The 17,057-nt window shown below is 54.3% G+C and carries 16 protein-coding genes; 12 read left to right on the top strand and 4 right to left on the bottom strand.

Annotation, left to right across the window (positions count from 1 at the left end):
• Positions 1-79 precede the first annotated feature (79 nt).
• The 11 genes from OEV59_02135 (at position 80) to OEV59_02085 (ending at position 10,444) form a co-directional block, all read left to right on the top strand.
• Positions 80-562, top strand: a complete 483-nt coding sequence (locus OEV59_02135; GenBank protein ID MDH4226544.1) for a roadblock/LC7 domain-containing protein — start codon at positions 80-82, stop codon at positions 560-562.
• Positions 563-620: 58 nt separating this feature from the next.
• Positions 621-1,208 (top strand): GTPase domain-containing protein, encoded by a 588-nt coding sequence (locus OEV59_02130; GenBank protein MDH4226543.1) that lies wholly within the window; start codon positions 621-623, stop codon positions 1,206-1,208.
• 110 nt (positions 1,209-1,318) lie between these two features.
• Positions 1,319-1,768 (top strand): GatB/YqeY domain-containing protein, encoded by a 450-nt coding sequence (locus OEV59_02125; GenBank protein ID MDH4226542.1) that lies wholly within the window; start codon positions 1,319-1,321, stop codon positions 1,766-1,768.
• A gap of 10 nt (positions 1,769-1,778) precedes the next feature.
• Positions 1,779-2,732 (top strand): NGG1p interacting factor NIF3, encoded by a 954-nt coding sequence (locus tag OEV59_02120; GenBank protein ID MDH4226541.1) that lies wholly within the window; start codon positions 1,779-1,781, stop codon positions 2,730-2,732.
• A 70-nt stretch (positions 2,733-2,802) separates the two neighbouring features.
• On the top strand, positions 2,803-5,145 hold the full coding sequence (locus OEV59_02115) for an endonuclease MutS2 (protein MDH4226540.1): 2,343 nt from the start codon (positions 2,803-2,805) through the stop codon (positions 5,143-5,145).
• A gap of 11 nt (positions 5,146-5,156) precedes the next feature.
• A complete protein-coding gene (dnaG, locus tag OEV59_02110) occupies positions 5,157-6,875 on the top strand; it encodes a DNA primase (GenBank protein MDH4226539.1) in 1,719 nt (572 codons plus the stop codon).
• 28 nt (positions 6,876-6,903) lie between these two features.
• Complete coding sequence (locus OEV59_02105; protein ID MDH4226538.1) at positions 6,904-8,307, top strand: sigma-70 family RNA polymerase sigma factor; 1,404 nt, start codon at positions 6,904-6,906, stop codon at positions 8,305-8,307.
• Between the two features lie 18 nt (positions 8,308-8,325).
• Complete coding sequence (locus OEV59_02100; protein MDH4226537.1) at positions 8,326-8,859, top strand: cob(I)yrinic acid a,c-diamide adenosyltransferase; 534 nt, start codon at positions 8,326-8,328, stop codon at positions 8,857-8,859.
• 2 nt (positions 8,860-8,861) lie between these two features.
• Positions 8,862-9,497: a histidine phosphatase family protein gene (locus tag OEV59_02095; GenBank protein MDH4226536.1), complete on the top strand. Its 636-nt coding sequence runs from the start codon at positions 8,862-8,864 to the stop codon at positions 9,495-9,497.
• 41 nt (positions 9,498-9,538) lie between these two features.
• On the top strand, positions 9,539-9,829 hold the full coding sequence (locus tag OEV59_02090; protein ID MDH4226535.1) for a hypothetical protein: 291 nt from the start codon (positions 9,539-9,541) through the stop codon (positions 9,827-9,829).
• A 24-nt stretch (positions 9,830-9,853) separates the two neighbouring features.
• Positions 9,854-10,444, top strand: a complete 591-nt coding sequence (locus tag OEV59_02085) for a metal-dependent hydrolase (GenBank protein ID MDH4226534.1) — start codon at positions 9,854-9,856, stop codon at positions 10,442-10,444.
• A 15-nt stretch (positions 10,445-10,459) separates the two neighbouring features.
• Here OEV59_02085 and OEV59_02080 read toward each other — a convergent pair whose 3' ends face one another.
• From OEV59_02080 to OEV59_02065, 4 genes are all read right to left on the bottom strand, one after another.
• Positions 10,460-11,398, bottom strand: a complete 939-nt coding sequence (locus OEV59_02080) for a sugar kinase (protein ID MDH4226533.1) — start codon at positions 11,396-11,398, stop codon at positions 10,460-10,462.
• A complete protein-coding gene (locus tag OEV59_02075) occupies positions 11,376-12,440 on the bottom strand; it encodes an SPFH domain-containing protein (protein MDH4226532.1) in 1,065 nt (354 codons plus the stop codon). Before OEV59_02075 ends, OEV59_02080 begins: the two co-directional genes overlap by 23 nt.
• A 33-nt stretch (positions 12,441-12,473) precedes the next feature.
• On the bottom strand, positions 12,474-13,163 hold the full coding sequence (locus tag OEV59_02070) for an NUDIX hydrolase (protein ID MDH4226531.1): 690 nt from the start codon (positions 13,161-13,163) through the stop codon (positions 12,474-12,476).
• Between the two features lie 128 nt (positions 13,164-13,291).
• Complete coding sequence (locus OEV59_02065; GenBank protein ID MDH4226530.1) at positions 13,292-14,821, bottom strand: YifB family Mg chelatase-like AAA ATPase; 1,530 nt, start codon at positions 14,819-14,821, stop codon at positions 13,292-13,294.
• A gap of 229 nt (positions 14,822-15,050) precedes the next feature.
• Between OEV59_02065 and OEV59_02060 the strand changes: the two genes are divergently transcribed.
• Entirely contained in the window at positions 15,051-17,057 is a 2,007-nt protein-coding gene (locus OEV59_02060; protein ID MDH4226529.1) for a thioredoxin domain-containing protein, read from the top strand.

Below are 17,057 nucleotides of genomic sequence, written 5' to 3'. Positions count from 1 at the left end.
ACGTGCATTTTTCTCTTTCACTTAGCATTGTAATTTTGTATACTTTCTTGGGTGTTCGGTTAATACCGGGAGGAGTTCTATGGCTCATACCTCGCTAGTAATGTTCGAGGAAGAATTAAAGGAAGTTGGCGCGACAATAGACAAGCTTCTTAAGGAAGCCAACGCCAAGTGCGTGTTCGTCGTTGACAAGGACGGACAGCTTATTGCCTCGAGCGGCGAGACCCATCATATAGACGCCACGTCGCTTGCCTCGCTCACTGCCGGAAACATCGCGGCTACGGGCGGGCTTGCCAAGCTTATAGGCGAAAAGGAATTCTCCATCCTCTTTCACGAGGGGGAGAAGGACAATATTCATATTTCCATAGTAGCTCAGAGGGTTATACTCGTCGTTATCTTCGACGGACGCTCATCGCTCGGGCTCGTGAGGCTTCGTGTCAAGAAGGCCGGCGAGGAAATGAGCAACGTAATCGGCAAGATTGTCAAAAGGATGGAGTCGGCCACCTCGAAAGAACAGCTCCTCGAAGAGATTTCCGACGACGACATCGAAAACCTGTTCGGATAGACGCTCTCCGGGCACGTTTTCCTGATCGCACAATACAACGGCGCGCAAACGGTGAGTCATGTCATTTATAAACTATTCCGCAAGAGAGATTAACTGTAAGATAGTCTACTACGGCCCGGGTCTTTGCGGAAAGACCACAAACCTGAATTTCATATACACCAAGACCAGGCCCGATTCGAAGGGCAAGATGATATCTCTTGCTACCGAGACAGAGAGAACGCTTTTCTTCGACTTTCTTCCGCTCGCCCTTGGAGAGATCAAGGGCTTCAAGACGCGCTTCCACCTCTACACCGTCCCCGGACAGATATTCTACGACGCATCGAGAAAGCTTATATTAAAGGGCGTTGACGGAATAATCTTCGTCGCCGATTCCCAGGTCGAGAGAATGGACGCCAACATCGAGAGCTTGGATAACATGAAGAGCAACCTCGAGGAGCACGGTTACTCGATAGACAAGATACCCTACGTCATACAGTACAATAAGCGCGACATGCCAAATGTCGCTCCGCTTGACGAGATGAAGAGGGTGCTTAACCCCACCGGAGTGCCGGACTTCGAGGCCGCGGCGGCAACGGGAGAGGGCGTTTTCGAGACACTCAAGGCCGTTGTAAAGCTCGTCTTGGTAGAACTCAAGAAAGGCACCTAAGGGCTGCCGGAACACGCGTTTTTTCTTGCGGCGTCTTCGCGCCAGGGTGTTTGACTGCGGCGCGGACACGCCGCTAAATATTTTAAAGAGCATAAAGAGGAGACGATATCATGGCGCTTATCGATAACGTAAAGAACGACATGACCGCGGCTATGAAGGCAGGGGACAAGGCAAAGGTCTCGGCCCTTCGGATGCTCATATCGGCCGTTAAGTACGCTGAAATCGAAAAAAGAGGCAAGCCCTTTACCGATGAAGACGTACAGTCGGTTACAAAGACCCTTTGTAAGCAGAGAAAGGAATCTATCGAGCAGTTTAAGGCAGGCGGCAGGACCGAGCTTGCAGAGAAGGAAGAGGCGGAGCTGAAAGTTTTGGAGGCGTATCTTCCAAAGCAGCTTCCGGAGGCCGAGGTCGAGGCCATAATAAGAAAGACAGTTGAAGAGGTAGGGGCAAAGGGGCCGGCAGACATGGGCAAGCTCATGAAGCCCGTGATGGCGAAGCTAAAGGGCGCTGCCGACGGAAAGCTCGTGCAGGAGCTCGTTAAAAAAGTTCTTGGAGCCTGAGAGGATACCTATGAAGATACGCGAGATATACGAGAGGGCGTATAAGAGGGGCATAGAGCTCGACCCAAGGGGTAAGGCCGAGGTAGAGGAGCAGCTTAAGGCCGCTAAAAAGGAATACGACGGCCTAAGCGAGAAGAAAAAGGCGCGCTTTGATAAGGAAAGCCTCGTAAACCCGTATGCCGATACGCGCATCCTCCACGGCAGCCCGGATAAGGAGGTAAAGCGCGTTCTTGTTGGCATAGATATAGAGGTCGGCGAGATAGTGCTTGCAGACAGGCTAAGGGAAAAGGGCGAGGCAATAGACCTTGTGATCACGCACCATCCCGAAGGCCGGGCCATGGCAGCGCTCTACGATGTCATGGGCATGCAAAGCGCCATACTCTTTAAGCAGGGGCTTCCTATACACGTTGCCGAGGACGTGATGGATGAGCGCATAAAGGAAGTCGAGCGAAGGCTCCTTCCCGCAAATCACATGCGAGCAGTCGACGCGGCAAGGCTTCTTGACGTTCCGCTTATGAGCATTCATACGCCGTCCGACAACGCAGTGCAGACCTATCTGCAAGACATGTTCGATTTAAAGGCGCCGCGCCTTGTCTCTGATGTCATAGAGGCAATAGACGGCATGGATGAGTACAAGCTTGCGCTTAGCGAAACAGTCGGGCCGCGCGTCGTAGTCGGCTCGGATTCGAGAAGGGCAGGTAAAATTTTCGTGGACATGACCGGCGGCACAGGCGGCAGCAAGATGGTCTACGAAGGGCTCTCGACAGCAGGGGTAGGCACGATAGTCGGCATGCATATCGGCGAGGACCACAGGAAAGAGGCGCAAAAGCACCACGTAAACGTCGTAATCGCCGGGCACATATCCAGCGACAACCTCGGGCTAAATCTCCTCTTCGACGACATACTCGAAGGGGTGGATGTCATAGCATGCTCCGGGTTTAGAAGAGTAAGCAGGAGAAAGTAGCAGAACAGGCAGTGTAATATTTCATGGGCCCTACATTTCGTGCGGCCTGCAAACCCCGTAACCTTACGCCGTGGACCAGATTACCTTAGATGCTCTCGAGTACAGTGCGGTACTCGAAAAACTCGCAAGCTTTGCGTCCACACCCATGGGCGCTAAGAATGCCAGGGCCCTTACCCCCGATAAGTCAAAGGAGGAAGTGGAGGACGGCTACGCCGTGCTTCGCGAGATGGAGGCCTTTATCTCACTTAGAGGCCGCATGGAGCTTTCTTCCGTAGAGGATGTGCGGCCGTATTTCGTAAGATGCCGCGTGGGAGAGTCGTTTCTCGAACCACCCGAGTTCCTCGCCATAAAGCGCTCTGCAGCCGCGCTTCTTGCACTTAAGGCATCGGCGGACACGGATGTCAGAAAGACGTGCCCGAAGATAACCGGCATGCTGGAAGCCCTCTCGGATCAGTCGGCGCTTGTATCCGAGATAACGTCGGTCTTTGACGACGCAGGCGTTATAAAAGACGACGCATCGTCCGCACTTTTATCCATTCGTAGATCCTTAAAGGCAGTTATGGAGAACGCAAGGGCCTCGCTCGAGTCCATGGTCAGGGACAAATCCGTTCTCGAACGCCTGATGGACGACATCATCACTATAAGGGAGGACCGCTTTGTCCTCTGCGTAAGGGCGGCCTGGCACACGCAGTTCGAGGGTGTGGTGCATGGGCAGAGCGCATCCGGACAGACGTATTTTATCGAGCCAATGCGCGTTGTCGAGGCCAATAACAAGGTTGCGATACTAAAAAAGCAGGAGCGCATAGAGGAGATAGCGATATTAAAGGCGCTTACCTCCTTTGCAATGGAGTTCGCCGCTTCGCTTGCAGCTGACTTAGACATTGCAGCGGTGATAGACCTTCTCCAGGCAAAGGCGGTTTTCAAGGACTATATCGACGGCTCCATTCCGGCCGTAAGTGAGGGCGGCGGCGTAAGGCTTCTTAAGGCGCGCCACCCGGCGCTCGTATTCAAGCAAAAGGCCGGGGCAAAGGCCGTTACTGCGGTGGATATACTCATAGATAAGGGTAAGAACGTGCTCGTCATATCGGGCGCCAACACCGGTGGCAAGACCGTTGCTCTTAAGACGCTCGGACTTCTTTCGGTGATGGTAAGGGCCGCGCTCCCTATCCCTGCTGCGTCTTCTAGCGAGGCAGCGCTTTTTACCTCCGTGTACGCTGACATAGGAGACAGACAAGACATTGCAAAAGACCTCTCGACATTTTCGGCGCATCTAAAGCGTATGGGCGAGATAATGGCAAAGGTCGAGAAGTCCTCTCTTGTGCTAATAGACGAGATAGGGGTTGGCACGGATCCGGCCGAGGGAAGCGTGCTTGCGCTGACCATTTTAGAGGAGTTAAGGGACATAGGCGCGGTTGCTGTCGTGACAACGCACCTTAACCTACTTAAGGCGCACGCTGAAAAGGACGCTGCCTTTATGAACGCATCGGTTGCATTCGACGAGTCGAGCCTTAAGCCCTTGTATGAACTGCATTACGGCATCCCGGGCGCAAGCCTTGGCCTGAAGGTGGCTGAGACCTACGGCATACCAAAGCGCATAATCGAGGGGGCGAGGAAAAAGCTTAAAGGAGACGAGGGCGCGTTCATAGAAATGGTAAGGGAGGCGGCGGCGGAGAGAGACCGCCTTGCAATTGAGAATGCAAGGCTTAAAAAGGCGGCGGATGAAAAGGAAAAGGCCCTTACACGCCTTAGAGACGATAGAAAGATTCTTCTTGAAAAAGCGAGAAAAAAGGTCGAAGCTATAGTAAGCGCTGTAACCTCTGAAATAGAGCGTATTGTCAGCGAGAAGATAAGGAGCGAGGCCTCGAAAAAGGACCGGGCAGCGAAGGCCGCTGCCATGGACGAAATAGAGACTGAGGCAAAGAAGGCGGCAAAGGCGCTTGGCTCCGAGCGCGTGGACTTTATCCCCGTTGTCGGCGATACCGTCATGGTCGAGGGCGTGGACGTGCCGTGCGAGGTCTTAAAGGTCGACGAGGGAAAGAAAACAGTTGAGGCGCGTTACGGCAATATCACCTTCAAGACCGATTTTAGAAAGCTTCGGCGCGCCGAGAGTAAGGGCAGGCAAAAGGCTGCGGCAGGGGCGGCCTCCTATTCCGTGCCGTTTACGACCGGGGCCGAGGGCTCTGTGAATGTCATAGGGATGCGTGTCGAGGAGGCGTTAAAGAAAATCGAGGCAGTGCTCGATTCCGCGCACATGCAGGGGTACTCGAGTGTAGAGATAATACACGGCCACGGCACAGGGGCGCTCAAAAAAGCGATTCGCGCGTATCTTAAGGAAAACCCCTGCGTCAAGGGGTATGAAGAGGGCGGCTCGGCAGGCTCTGCCGGAGCCGTTACCATAGCGAAACTCGAATAGGGCATATAGAGATGATACAGAGGGAAAAGATAGACGAACTAAGGGAGCGGGCCTCGATTGTCGAGGTGGTCGGCGAGTACGTGCGCCTTACCAAGCGCGGCAATAACCACATAGGCCTTTGCCCGTTCCATTCGGAGAAAACGCCGTCTTTTTCCGTTAACGAAGACAGAAAGATGTTCTACTGCTTTGGGTGTCAGGCCGGCGGCAACGTTGTAACGTTTCTCATGAAGCACGAGAACATGAGCTTCCCTGAGGCTGCCAAGGCCCTTGCCGCGAAGTACGGCGTGAAGATAGAGGACGACAGAAGCGGACAGGATAGGGAAATAGAGCGGCTCGTGGAGGCCAACAAAACCGCTCTTGCGTATTTTGCCGAGAGCGCGGTTAAGAGGCCCGGAAAGTCCGTTGACTATCTTGGCGGCAGAGGGTATTCGTACAAGACGCTAGATGAGTTTCGCGTAGGATACGCCCCGGATGAGTGGGAGGGGCTGGTGAATTTTCTAAAGCAGCGTAAAATAGACCTTGATATGGCTGCAGCGGCCGGGCTCGTAGTCAAGAAGGACAGCCGCTTTTACGACCGCTTTCGCGGACGCGTGATGTTCCCTATAACGGACTCGAGCGGCAGAGTCGTTGCCTTTGGCGGCAGGTCGATAGACGGACAGGAGCCAAAGTACCTTAACTCGCCGGAGTCGAGGGTCTTTAGAAAGGGCTCGACGCTCTACGCGTTTTACAAGGCAAAAAAAGAGATGTCGGATAAGGATTTTGCCGTTGTTGTGGAAGGCTACTTCGACGTTGTCGCCATGCACAAGGCAGGGTTTGTAAACGCGGTTGCGACCATGGGCACTGCCATAACAGCCGAGCACCTTAGAAAGTTAAAGCAGTACGTGTCGGGAGTGTACGCGCTTTTTGACTCGGATGAGGCAGGGAAAAAGGCCGCACTAAGGACCATGGAGCTTTCGCTTACAGAAGAGATGCCGGTGAAGGTCGTTCGTCTTGGAGACGCTAAGGACCCTGACGAGTTTGTGAAAGGAAAGGGCAAAGAGGGGCTCTTGGTTGCCATAGATTCGGCAATCCCGATAGTCGAGTTCTTTCTCGATACTTTGAAGGAAAAGTACGACATAACCAGCGCCTCTGGCAAGGCCGCATTTTTGGATGAAGCAGTGCCGGTACTCTCGAAGGTAGCAAACGTGGCAGAGAGAGGGCACTACGCCTTTAAGGTTTCGTCGCTTCTTGGCGCTGACCTTGGCGGCGTGCATGCTGCCGTGGATTCGTACAGGGAAAAAGGGGTTGTCTCGATGCCCCTGCAAAAGGGCTCGAAAAAGGCGTCGAACCTTGTCGAAGCCACGATACTCAAGGTGGTTATCAGGCACCCGAACCTCTATACCGACGACGTAAGGCGCGCCTCGGCGCTTTTCAAGGATGATTTCCTAAAGAACGTCGCCATCACCGTTGCGGACGCAATCGAATCGGGCGTTTACGAGGCAGCCGCGATAATCGACTCCGTAGAGGACGACGAGGCGCGCGGCTATATAGCCGCTGCCGCACTTGACGAGGGCAAGGGGTTTGTCGAAGACCCGGAAAAGATGCTCAAAGATTCGCTAAGAAATATATTTGCCGTCGGAAGGCCAAAGCCACATACCGAAGGGCTGCTTAAAATGCTCGAGGAGGGCGGCCACTCCGACGTTGTAAAAGATGCTTTAAGAAGGATAGGCAAGGGAGGAAGCGTCACGTAAGCGGTCATCTTAAGCGGAGGTGTTTCTCGTGCTTGGCCCAGATGATTATGAGGAAAGGCCTTATACTTCCACCGGCGGCGATAGCGAAGGCCGGGCGGAGCTCTATCCTGCTGCCCCGGCCTTCGACCCCGTAAAGGCGTATTTCAGGGAGATGGGCTCGAAGGGGCTGCTTACGCGGGACGAGGAGGTCGGTTACGCAAAGGCATTCGAGAGCGCCAGGAAGGGAATGCTAAGGGAGTTTCTTAATTCTCCGATTATAATCGACGAGCTCTACGGTCTTCGCGACAGGTTGTCGCAAAGGCTCACCGAAGAAGACGGTGATGAAGACGGCGGCGATGAGTATGAGGCCGAGCCTGCCGCAGTGCTTAGCGCGCTTGATAAGGCCATAAAAAAGGCGAGGAAGATGCGCATAAGGCGCGGCGCGGCGTCGAGGGCAATAGACAGGCTCGTTGATAATTTCTATGAGATATCGAAGCAGACAGACGTCATAGCAAGGCTGTATGAACGGTACGAGGCCGGGGCCTCTGCGGTAAAAAGATGCATGAGGGCCATAAAGGCCGCGCCGGTAAAAGGCAAAAAGGCCTCTTCCTTAGGGCGCGTAAAGGACGCGCGAGCCGAGCTTAAACGGTTCGAAACAGCGTTCGCGCTTAAAGGGCCTGAAATAACCGAGGCCGCTACAACCGTACGCGGTCTTTTCAGGAAGGCGGCCGAGGCAAGGGCCGCGCTCGTCAGAGGAAACCTCAGGCTTGTCGTGAGTGTTGCAAAGAGGCACTCGAGTAAGGGCATGCACATTCTCGACCTCATACAGGAAGGCAACATAGGCCTTATGCGGGCCGTTGAGAAGTTCGAATACAAGCGCGGCTACAAGTTCTCTACCTACGCGACATGGTGGATACGCCAGTCGATATCCAGGGCCATAGCCGATCAGTCGAGGATAATACGCATTCCCGTGCACATGACAGAGACCTTGAACCGCATGCAGCGTGTAGCGAGAAAGTTCGTGCACCAGCACGGCAGGGAGCCCGGGGCAGAGGAGCTTTCGAAGCTCCTCGAGATGAATGTGGATAAGGTAAGAAAGGCCATGAAGATATCCAAGGACGCGATATCGCTGGCAACGCCCGTAGGCGAAGATGATGACGGCACCTCCCTTGGAGATTTTATCTTTGACAAGGACGCGGCGGATCCGGATAAGGACATGGAGAGTTCGAATCTTTCCGAAAGGCTAAATGAGATGTTATCTACCCTTTCGCCGCGCGAGGCAAAGGTGATAAGGATGCGCTTTGGCATAGACCAGAATAGCGATTATACGCTCGAAGAGGTGGGCGCGATGTTCAATGTCACGAGAGAGCGCATTCGACAGATAGAGGCAAAGGCCATAAGAAAGCTTCGCCATCCAACGCGAAGCAAGGTGCTAAAACCGTTTTCGGAATAATTTTTTAAGGAGTTAATGGTGGCAGACAGAAAAGGCCTGGTGCACGTATACACGGGCGACGGAAAAGGCAAGACCACGGCGGCCATCGGGCTTGCCTCGCGTGCGGCAGGGAGCGGCATGAAGGTGCTCTTTGTCCAGTTCTTTAAGCCCGAGAGCGATGCTTCGGGGGAAAAGGAAGTATTTAAAGGCATTGCCAATATCGAGCACGTGAGGTCGAATGAGAGGCATGCATTTTTTACAGGCGCCAATACCGACACGGAAAAGGTCAGGGCCTCGGTTAGAAAGACGTTTGAAGCGGCTGTTTTGAAGGCAGGCGGCGGTTTCGACATGCTTATCCTCGACGAAGCGCTTGCTGCAATAAATGCGGGTTTTATCACCGAGGCCGATGTGCTCGGGTTTTTAAAGGGCCGTCCGGCGCACCTGGAGGTCGTGCTAACCGGCAGGGACGCTCCTGTGTGGCTTGTAAAGGCCGCGGATTACGTAACCGAGATGCTCATGATAAGGCACCCGTTTAGCGTGGGGGAAAAAGCGAGAAAGGGAATAGAGTATTAGAGATGGACTCAACGCGCGTATATCTTGCAAGGCACGGACAGGTCGTTGGGCACGCGGACTTTCGCTATAACGGACATACGGACGTTGACATAACGAGTGTCGGAATCTCCCAGATGCAGCGGCTTGCCGAGTTCTTCGCAGATAAGGGCATTGCCGCGCTCTATTCGAGCGATCTTCAGCGCGCGTACAAGGGCGCGGAGATAATAGGCGAGAGGCTTGGCATAAAGGCCTCGCGCATACATGTTTTCAGGGAACTGCATCTTGGAAGGTGGGAGGGCATGACACGGGACGAGGCGGCCCAGAAGTTTCCCGATGAGGCGCATTTTAGCTTCAAGGACCTTGCAAACAACAAGCTAAAGGGCGGAGAGAGCCTTGTCGAACTGAAGGCGAGAGTGCTACCCGCTCTTCATGAGCTTATCGCGAAGTATAGAGGGAAAAGCATCGGTATTGTCGCGCACGGAGGGGTTAACCGCGTTGTGCTCTGCGATGCCATGGGGCTCCCGGTCGAAAGGTTTTTCAATATCGAGCAGGATTACGGCGGGCTTAACCTCATAGATTACTTCGGCGACGGCCATGCCGTTGTGAAGATGCTAAACGGCGGCCCCAACCAGGAAATGGAAAAGACGAAGATATACTAAGCGGTTGTTTTCCGTATGCCGCAAAAAAGGAGAACGCGAACATGAAAAAATACGTGTTGCTGTTGCCGCTCTTGTTGATGTTCTTTTGCATCGACGCGCATGCCAAGCCATCCACGGTAGAGCTCCATATGATAAAGGCCGATGTCGCGGTTTTCCGCGTTGCCGGGTCGTTTGTGTGGGGCAAGATGGAGTACATAGTAGACCGCACAAACGGCGTGTGTTTTGCCAGGATAGACAGGGAAGACAAATCCGGATTTGCCGAAGTCGATTGCCAGAGGCTGCTTGTTAACCCCGAGATAAAGAAGTTCTGGGAAAGCGGCAAGGCAGATTAGCTGTTTTTTGCCGGAAGCAATATTATGCCAACACCTGTCACACATGCTGCTGCCGGGGTCTTCATTGCCTCTTTGTGCCCGGCCGGGCTAAGGGGCAGGGCGGTTCTCTTCTACGTCGCAGTTGTTGCGGCGGCAGCAGTGGTTCCTGATCTAGACATCATACCGTATAAGCTCTTTGGCGTGCAGACGTCCACAATGTTCGGGCACCGTGGTTTTACGCACTCGCTATTTTTTGCCGCACCGGCGGCGTATGCCTTTATGCTGCTGGTGCGAGCGAAGATGAGCGAAGGCTGCGGCGAACAGTGGCGCCGTGGCGTGTTGTTCATAGTCTTCTTCGCTGTCATAATGTCGCATCCGGTGCTCGATGCCTTTACCGACGGCGGACGCGGTGTTGCCTTCTTTGCGCCTTTTACGGAGGCAAGGTTTCGATTCCCCTGGCACCCGATAGAGGCCTCTCCCATACGCCTTTCGTATTTTCTTAGCGGCAAAGGCAATTCCGTACTTTTTAGCGAACTAAAGTACGTCTGGCTGCCGATAGTCGCGGCGACAGGCGTTCGTTATACGTATGTGTCTCTTCGCTGTCTGCTTGAGCGCCGAAGCGTCGAGCGCGGTTAGGCCGGGCCCGCTTGCCTATACGGCAAGGAGCCCGGTCTTTTCGGCTATGGTTATTTTAGCAACCGCCCCGGAATTGAACTCAAGGTAATCTGCCTCCATGCCGTCACTGAATATCACGCCGTTTTCCGCCATCTGGCTCGTTACGACGAGTTCCTTTTTATCGGTTATTTCGCCGTAGACCATGTTTGCCCCTGTCGTAACGCTTGTAAACGGCTCGCGCACACAGTACGCGAGCCGCCTTAGGTTCCACGCAAAGGCCGTGTTGTCCGGTTTTTTTATCTCGGCGCCGAGGTAGCCGCTTGTTATGCCGGCTGCCCCGGCGACTATGCTCTTAAACCATCCGGTCGAGCCGAGCCCGGTCGAGACTATTATTCCGCTCGATGATTGCCGCTCCTTTTTTCCGTTTGCCGCTATCTCATACCTTGCCGAGACGTGGGTTCTTTGCCCGATAAAGATGTCGTTTACGCCGTAGAGGGCTTGCGTGTCGTTTAGCGTTGCCTTCGCAAGGGTTATTTCCCTTACATCCCTTTTTCCGGCAAGTATCTCCGGCATGACGAGCCCGAGCTCGATTGCGTTGAAGGGCAGTAGAAGCCCGCTGTTGCGCCTCGGGTCCGGGTTCACGCCGACCAAGATCTGGCCGTTTAGGTACTTAAGCGTGTTGGCAACGAGCCCGTCCTGGCCAAGCGCGACGACAACGTCCTTTCTCCCGAAGATGTAGTTTGGCAGATACCTTCTCTCAACCGTGTGCAGGATGCCGAGTGTCGCGAGGGCATCCTTTGCCAGAGCAAGCGACGTCTTGTATATGCTGTGCTCTTCTTCGTAGTCGCCAAAGTCAACGCCCAGTCGTTCGACGTGGAACCGTGCCTGCTCGGGCGTGTTGTGGCGCATGATGAGCTCGTCTAAGCGTGTCGGGCGCTCTATGAGTATTATCCTATTTTCTGTTAGCGGGCGCATGGCGAGGGTCTCCTTTCGTTTTTATGAGTTCACCAAGCAGGTCAGGAGTGATGCTTAGAGTGCCTATCTTGCCGCTATTTTCGGCAAGCCCCCTGAATGCCTGCGCTATTATCTTGGCCGGCTCCATGCCGCTTATTGCCAGCGCCTCCAGCATCTTTACGTCCGCGTCCTTAAGCGGCCTTAGCCTTGCCGTCACCTCGTATTCCTCTGCGTCCGCTTCCTTTCTCTTGTTGCCGGCGATAAGCTCAACAAGCGTTGTTCTTTCTTTCTCTGCCTCTATCTGCCCGGCCATCTTTTCCTTTGTAAGAAGCCGCGTCTTTTCTTCCACGGCCCTTAGCCCGTCTATCTTTGTTTCCTCTATCTCCCTGCGCTTTTTTTCGACTGCCACTGCGGTGTTGAGCTCGTTCTCCTTTAGCGCTCGTTCCTGCTCTATTGCGGCGTTTCGCCTGTCGTAGACCGCGAGGTCCGCTTCTTTTAGTATTTCCTCTCTAACCGTTGCCTCGAGGGCCCTGGCAGTTTCCGGCACGGGCTTGACGGCGAGTATGCTAAGCTCGATTACCTCGATGCCGAGCCCTGTTATCTCGTCTTCCTTTTTGAGCGCTGTTTTTATCTTCGCGCCAAACACCTCGCCGGCCTTGATGGCGGTCCTTAGCGCGAGGGTGCGAAGTTCCTCTTTTGCGAGCACCCGGATGCGGTTGATTATCTTTTGCGGCAGCTTTACAGGGTCATCGGTCGAGTACTTGCCGGCTGCGCCAAGCGTGAAGTTCATGGCCCCGGCGAGCCGTACGGGGTCGCTTACGCGGTAGGCGACCTCGCCCTGCACGGTGACTTCCTGGAAGTCCGCGCACGCCTCGGTGAATATGAAGGGCGCGTATGTTCTCTCGAGCGGAACGGCCGCGAGCGAACTAAACGGCGTGAAGTAGAAAAAGGAGAGCCCCGCGCCCTGGCGCACAATTTTACCGCGCCTGTACTGTATTACGTAGGTCGTTGGAATGGTTTTTATGAACTTGAACCCGAACATGGCAGGCCTCCTTTCCATCATGGTTGCTTGCGGCCCCATGCCGCGCTCTTTCTCCTATATCTCGAACACGAAACCTTCCTTTACGAGCTGCTGGTAGCGCCGCTTATCGAAGCCGTAGAGCCTGGCAGCGCGGTGGGCAACGTCTGTTTCTATCTCGTCTGACGCTACCAGTATCCCGAAGCCTAGCATCTTTTTACGGAAGTTCCTTTTGTCGAGTGCCTTATCAAGTATCTTTTCATACATCTCTTGTAACTGGCGAAGCGTAAACTTTTTTGGCAAAAGTTCGAACCCTATTGGCTGGTACGTTATCTTCCCCCTTAGCCTCGTAAGCGCTGTCTCGAGTATCACTTCGTGGTCAAAGGCAAGGCCGGGGACGTCGTCGGTTGAGAACCATGCAGCGTTCCTTGCGTCAGTAGAGGCCTTTATCACGTGCTCTGAGAGGTTCGTTAGCGCGTAGTATACGACCGTTACGACGTGTTCTCTCGGGTCCCTGCCGGGCTCTCCGAAGGTGTAGAGCTGCTCAAGAAATATCCCTTTAAGCCCGGTTTCCTCAAGTAGCTCCCTTCTTGCCGCGTCTTCCAAGGCCTCTCCCGGCTTTATGAACCCACCTGGGAGCGCCCATTTGCCCTTGAACGGCTCTATGTCGCGCTGTATGAGGAGCACCTTTAAGTCCTCGTTATCCAGGCCAAACACTACGCAGTCGGTTGCGAGCGCCGGTCTCGGATATTGGTATGTGTATGTCATGGCAGCCTCCTTAAGCAGTGTTAGTGTGTTTCTGACACTATTATAGTGTATGAAAGACACTAAGTCAAGAGGTTTTTTTGAAATTGTTTTGGCAGGGTGTTTTTGTCGGAAAATGAGAAGGTTCTGCCTTACGCGTCTCTGTCAAAGGCCCTGTACTGCACTGCCTCGGAGACGTGGCGCGAGCCGATGTTTTCCTCGCCTTCCAGGTCGGCTATGGTGCGCGCCACCTTGAGTACTCGCGTGTATGCCCGTGCTGACAGCGAAAGCCTCTCGACCGCTGCTTCGAGAAGCCGCATGGAATCCGCATCCAGGGCGCAGTGCTTTTTTATATGCCTCGAGCCCATCTGGCTATTGGAGAATATCTTTGTTCCCTTGAACCTGTCGTCCTGTATAAGCCTTGCCCTGTCCACGCGGCTTTTTATGGAGGCCGATGTCTCGGCAGTTTTTTCCGAGCTTAGTTCGCGAAACCTCACTGCCGGGACCTCGGCGTGTATGTCTATTCTGTCGAGAAGCGGCCCGGAGAGCCTTGAGCGGTAGCGCTTTGTCATAAGCGGCGAGCAGCGGCAGTCCTTTGTCGGGTCCCCGAGATGTCCGCACGGGCACGGGTTCATCGCTCCAATCAGCATGAAGCGCGAGGGAAATGTCAGCGAAATAGCGGCCCTCGATATGGTAACGATGCCGTCCTCGATTGGTTGCCTTAGCATCTCAAGGACGTTTTTCCTGAACTCGGGCATCTCATCTAAGAATAGCACGCCGTTATGCGCAAGGCTTACTTCTCCGGGCCTTGGTATCTGGCCTCCGCCGATAAGCCCGGCGTCCGATATCGTGTGGTGAGGGGAGCGAAACGGCCGCTCGGTAACGAGCGAGCCTGCCTCGGCAAGCGTGCCTGCCACACTGTGCACCTTGGTTGTTTCTATTGCTTCGTTTAGGGACATGTCGGGCAGTATCGTTGGCACACGCCTTGCGAGCATGGTTTTCCCTGAGCCCGGAGGGCCGATAAGAAGCACGTTATGGCCACCGGCGCTTGCCACCTCAAGGGCCCTTTTTACGTGCTCCTGGCCTTTTACCTCGCTCATGTCTATGGCAGGTGCCGTTGCCGCGCCTTGTGGCGCCACACCTGCTGTGGCGCGGTCATAGGGCGGCATTTCAAGGTTCTTGTTGAGGAACTCCACAAGCGACGAGAGCGTGTTTATTCCGTACACAGTAAGCCCCTCTACTATTGCCGCCTCCCGTGCGTTTGGGGATGGCACGACGAGGGCTTTCTTGTTGCGTAGCGCTTCGACCGCCATCGGAAGAACTCCGCGAACAGCTTTAATGGTGCCGTCCAACGAGAGCTCGCCTGCTATGACATAGTCGTTTAGATTGGCGGCCTTGATGATTCCCTCTGCCTTTAGTATGCCAACTGCAACAGGAAGGTCGAATGTGGTGCCTTCTTTTTTCACGTCAGCAGGGGCGAGGTTTACTGTAACGCGGCCTCCGGGGAAGGTGTAGCCCGAGTTCTTTACCGCGCTTCGTACGCGCTCTCTGCTTTCCTTTACCGCGTTATCCGGAAGTCCGACCGTCTGGAAGGACGGAAGCCCGCTAGATACATCGACTTCGACGTCCACCATGTAGGCGTCTATGCCAAGCACTGCTCCGGATGTGATTTTGGCAAGCATTTATATGTGCCCTTGGATGTAACCGTCTATTTTTAAAGGCTATAGTAACAGGAATATCATGCTTCTTACAAGCCTAAAATCCATTAAAAAAAACAGGCTAATTGGGCTTTATTTTGGCCCTGCGGTTGTAAGTCATGTAATAGGTGCTATACTTAAAGGGTTTTCTTGAAAGCTATTATTTAAGAGATGCGCTGCTTATCATATTGAAAGGTCTTTTAAACGCCCTGATATGGCAAACCGCCTTTTGCACGAGAAAAGCCCGTATCTGAAAAGACACTCAGATAACCCCGTTGACTGGTATCCGTGGGGAGAGGAGGCCTTTGAGCGGGCAAGAAGAGAGGATAAGCCCGTGCTTCTCTCTTCTGGGTATTCTTCTTGCCACTGGTGCCACGTAATGGAGCGCGAATCGTTTAGCGACGCCGAGGTGGGGCGTCTAATAAACGACCGTTTCATCGCCATAAAGCTCGACAGGGAGGAGAGGCCCGAGGTGGACGCCTTTTACATGAGCGCTGCGTACGTGTTATCCGGCACGGGAGGATGGCCCCTTAACATAATGCTCACGCCTGATAAGAAGCCGTTTTTCGCTGTCACATACGCGCCAAAGGACAATGTGCGCGGACGCGTCGGCATAAAGACCATAGTCAAAGAGGTTTACGAGGTATGGAAAAACAGCCGCGCCAATATCGTAAACGCTACGGAAAAGGTGGATGAGGCGCTGCGTTCGTTTTTCCCGGAGGCCGTAAAGCTGCCTCCTGGAAAGGACGTTCTTGACGAGGCGTGTGAGCGGATGCAGAGCCTTTTTGACAAGGCGCACGGAGGGTTTGGCGAAAGCCCGAAGTTCCCGGTGCCGCATAACACGCTTTTTTTCCTGCGCTATCATAAGCGAAGCGGAAGCGGCCCTGCGCTCGATATGGCGTGTAAGACCCTTAAATCCATGCGCCGCGGCGCGATATTCGACCAGCTTGGCGGCGGGTTCCACCGCTATTCAACAGACAGAGAGTGGAGGCTTCCGCACTTCGAGAAGATGCTCTACGACCAGGCCATGCACGTCATGGCGTATACCGAGGCCTATGCAGTGACCGGCGAGGAGTCATTTAGGGAAACGGCAAAGGAAGTGCTCGCTTACGTAGAGCGCGACATGACGCACAAGGAAGGCGGCTTTTATTCGGCCCTGGACGCGGATTCCGAAGGCAGGGAAGGCGCGTATTACCTATGGAGCAAAGAAGAGCTTGAAAACGTTCTTGGCAAAAAGGACGCGGCCTTTGCAATGCGGCTCTTTGGAGCGGAGGCGGAGGGTAACTTCATTGACGAAATAGAGGGGAAAAAGAACGGGAAAAACGTGCTCATCTTCGACGAGGGTGTTCTTACGGACGAGGAGTCGATAGAGCGTGTTGCCATAATAAAAAAGAAGCTCTTCAAGGCAAGGCTTCAGAGGGTAAGGCCGTTTCTGGACGACAAGATACTTACCGACTGGAACGGCCTTATGATAGCGGCCTTTGCAAGGGCCTCGCGCTCTTTTGTCGAGCCGGGGTACGCTGACACTGCGCGCAGGGCCGCAGACTTCATAATAGAAAAGCTCTGCGTCGAAGGCCATGTCTTTCACCGCTGGAGGGACGGCGAGGCCGCGTACAGGGGAACCCTTACGGATTACGCATTCTTTACTTGGGGGCTTATCGAGCTCTATATGGCCACCTTCGACAAGAAGTATCTTATACTCGCAAGGACGCTTACCTTGGTCATGATGGAGCGGTTTCAGGACAGGGCAGGCGGCGCGTTCTTTGGCTGCGACGGAACAGAGAGCGGCCTCTACATGCGCCAGAAGGACCTCTACGACGGCGCGGCTCCCTCCGGCAATTCGGTTGCGGCGTATAACCTCGTGCGCCTGGCGTATCTTTGCTCCGATAAGTCGCTTCTCGATGCCGCAGCGCTCCTTGGCCGCGCATTTTGCAGGAGTGTGGAGGCTGCGCCGCAGGCATATACCATGTACCTTGCGGCCCTTGACATGCAGCTTGGCCCGGCCTGTATCGCGACAGTTACCGGCGATATAAACGCCGTGGAAACGCGCGAACTCGTAAACGCATTGTCCAGGCGTTATGCGCCCTCCGTTGTCGTGTCGCACGAGCAAGGGGAGAAGATGATGCGGCCGTTTGTCAGGGTGTGTACGCTTGGCGCCTGTATCGGCGAGGCTAAAAGCGTCGAGGAGCTGCTCGCGCTCCTTAAAAAGGCCGGGGTTTAA

This window comes from Deltaproteobacteria bacterium, assembly GCA_029858205.1.
GTDB lineage: Bacteria > Desulfobacterota > GWC2-55-46 > GWC2-55-46 > DRQE01 > JAOUFM01.
The sequence above is the reverse complement of the archived record's forward strand: the minus strand, read 5'-3'. Positions and strand labels throughout refer to the sequence as shown.

Bases quoted from the DNA above. Each gene is read 5' to 3' on its own strand.
- OEV59_02070 (MDH4226531.1), bottom strand. From the start codon at position 13,163: ATGACATACACATACCAATATCCGAGACCGGCGCTCGCAACCGACTGC.
- OEV59_02065 (MDH4226530.1), bottom strand. From the start codon at position 14,821: ATGCTTGCCAAAATCACATCCGGAGCAGTGCTTGGCATAGACGCCTAC.
- OEV59_02120 (MDH4226541.1), top strand. From the start codon at position 1,779: ATGAAGATACGCGAGATATACGAGAGGGCGTATAAGAGGGGCATAGAG.
- OEV59_02130 (MDH4226543.1), top strand. From the start codon at position 621: ATGTCATTTATAAACTATTCCGCAAGAGAGATTAACTGTAAGATAGTC.
- OEV59_02085 (MDH4226534.1), top strand. From the start codon at position 9,854: ATGCCAACACCTGTCACACATGCTGCTGCCGGGGTCTTCATTGCCTCT.
- OEV59_02080 (MDH4226533.1), bottom strand. From the start codon at position 11,398: ATGCGCCCGCTAACAGAAAATAGGATAATACTCATAGAGCGCCCGACA.
- OEV59_02075 (MDH4226532.1), bottom strand. From the start codon at position 12,440: ATGATGGAAAGGAGGCCTGCCATGTTCGGGTTCAAGTTCATAAAAACC.
- OEV59_02090 (MDH4226535.1), top strand. From the start codon at position 9,539: ATGAAAAAATACGTGTTGCTGTTGCCGCTCTTGTTGATGTTCTTTTGC.
- dnaG (MDH4226539.1), top strand. From the start codon at position 5,157: ATGATACAGAGGGAAAAGATAGACGAACTAAGGGAGCGGGCCTCGATT.
- OEV59_02095 (MDH4226536.1), top strand. From the start codon at position 8,862: ATGGACTCAACGCGCGTATATCTTGCAAGGCACGGACAGGTCGTTGGG.
- OEV59_02125 (MDH4226542.1), top strand. From the start codon at position 1,319: ATGGCGCTTATCGATAACGTAAAGAACGACATGACCGCGGCTATGAAG.
- OEV59_02135 (MDH4226544.1), top strand. From the start codon at position 80: ATGGCTCATACCTCGCTAGTAATGTTCGAGGAAGAATTAAAGGAAGTT.
- OEV59_02060 (MDH4226529.1), top strand. From the start codon at position 15,051: ATGGCAAACCGCCTTTTGCACGAGAAAAGCCCGTATCTGAAAAGACAC.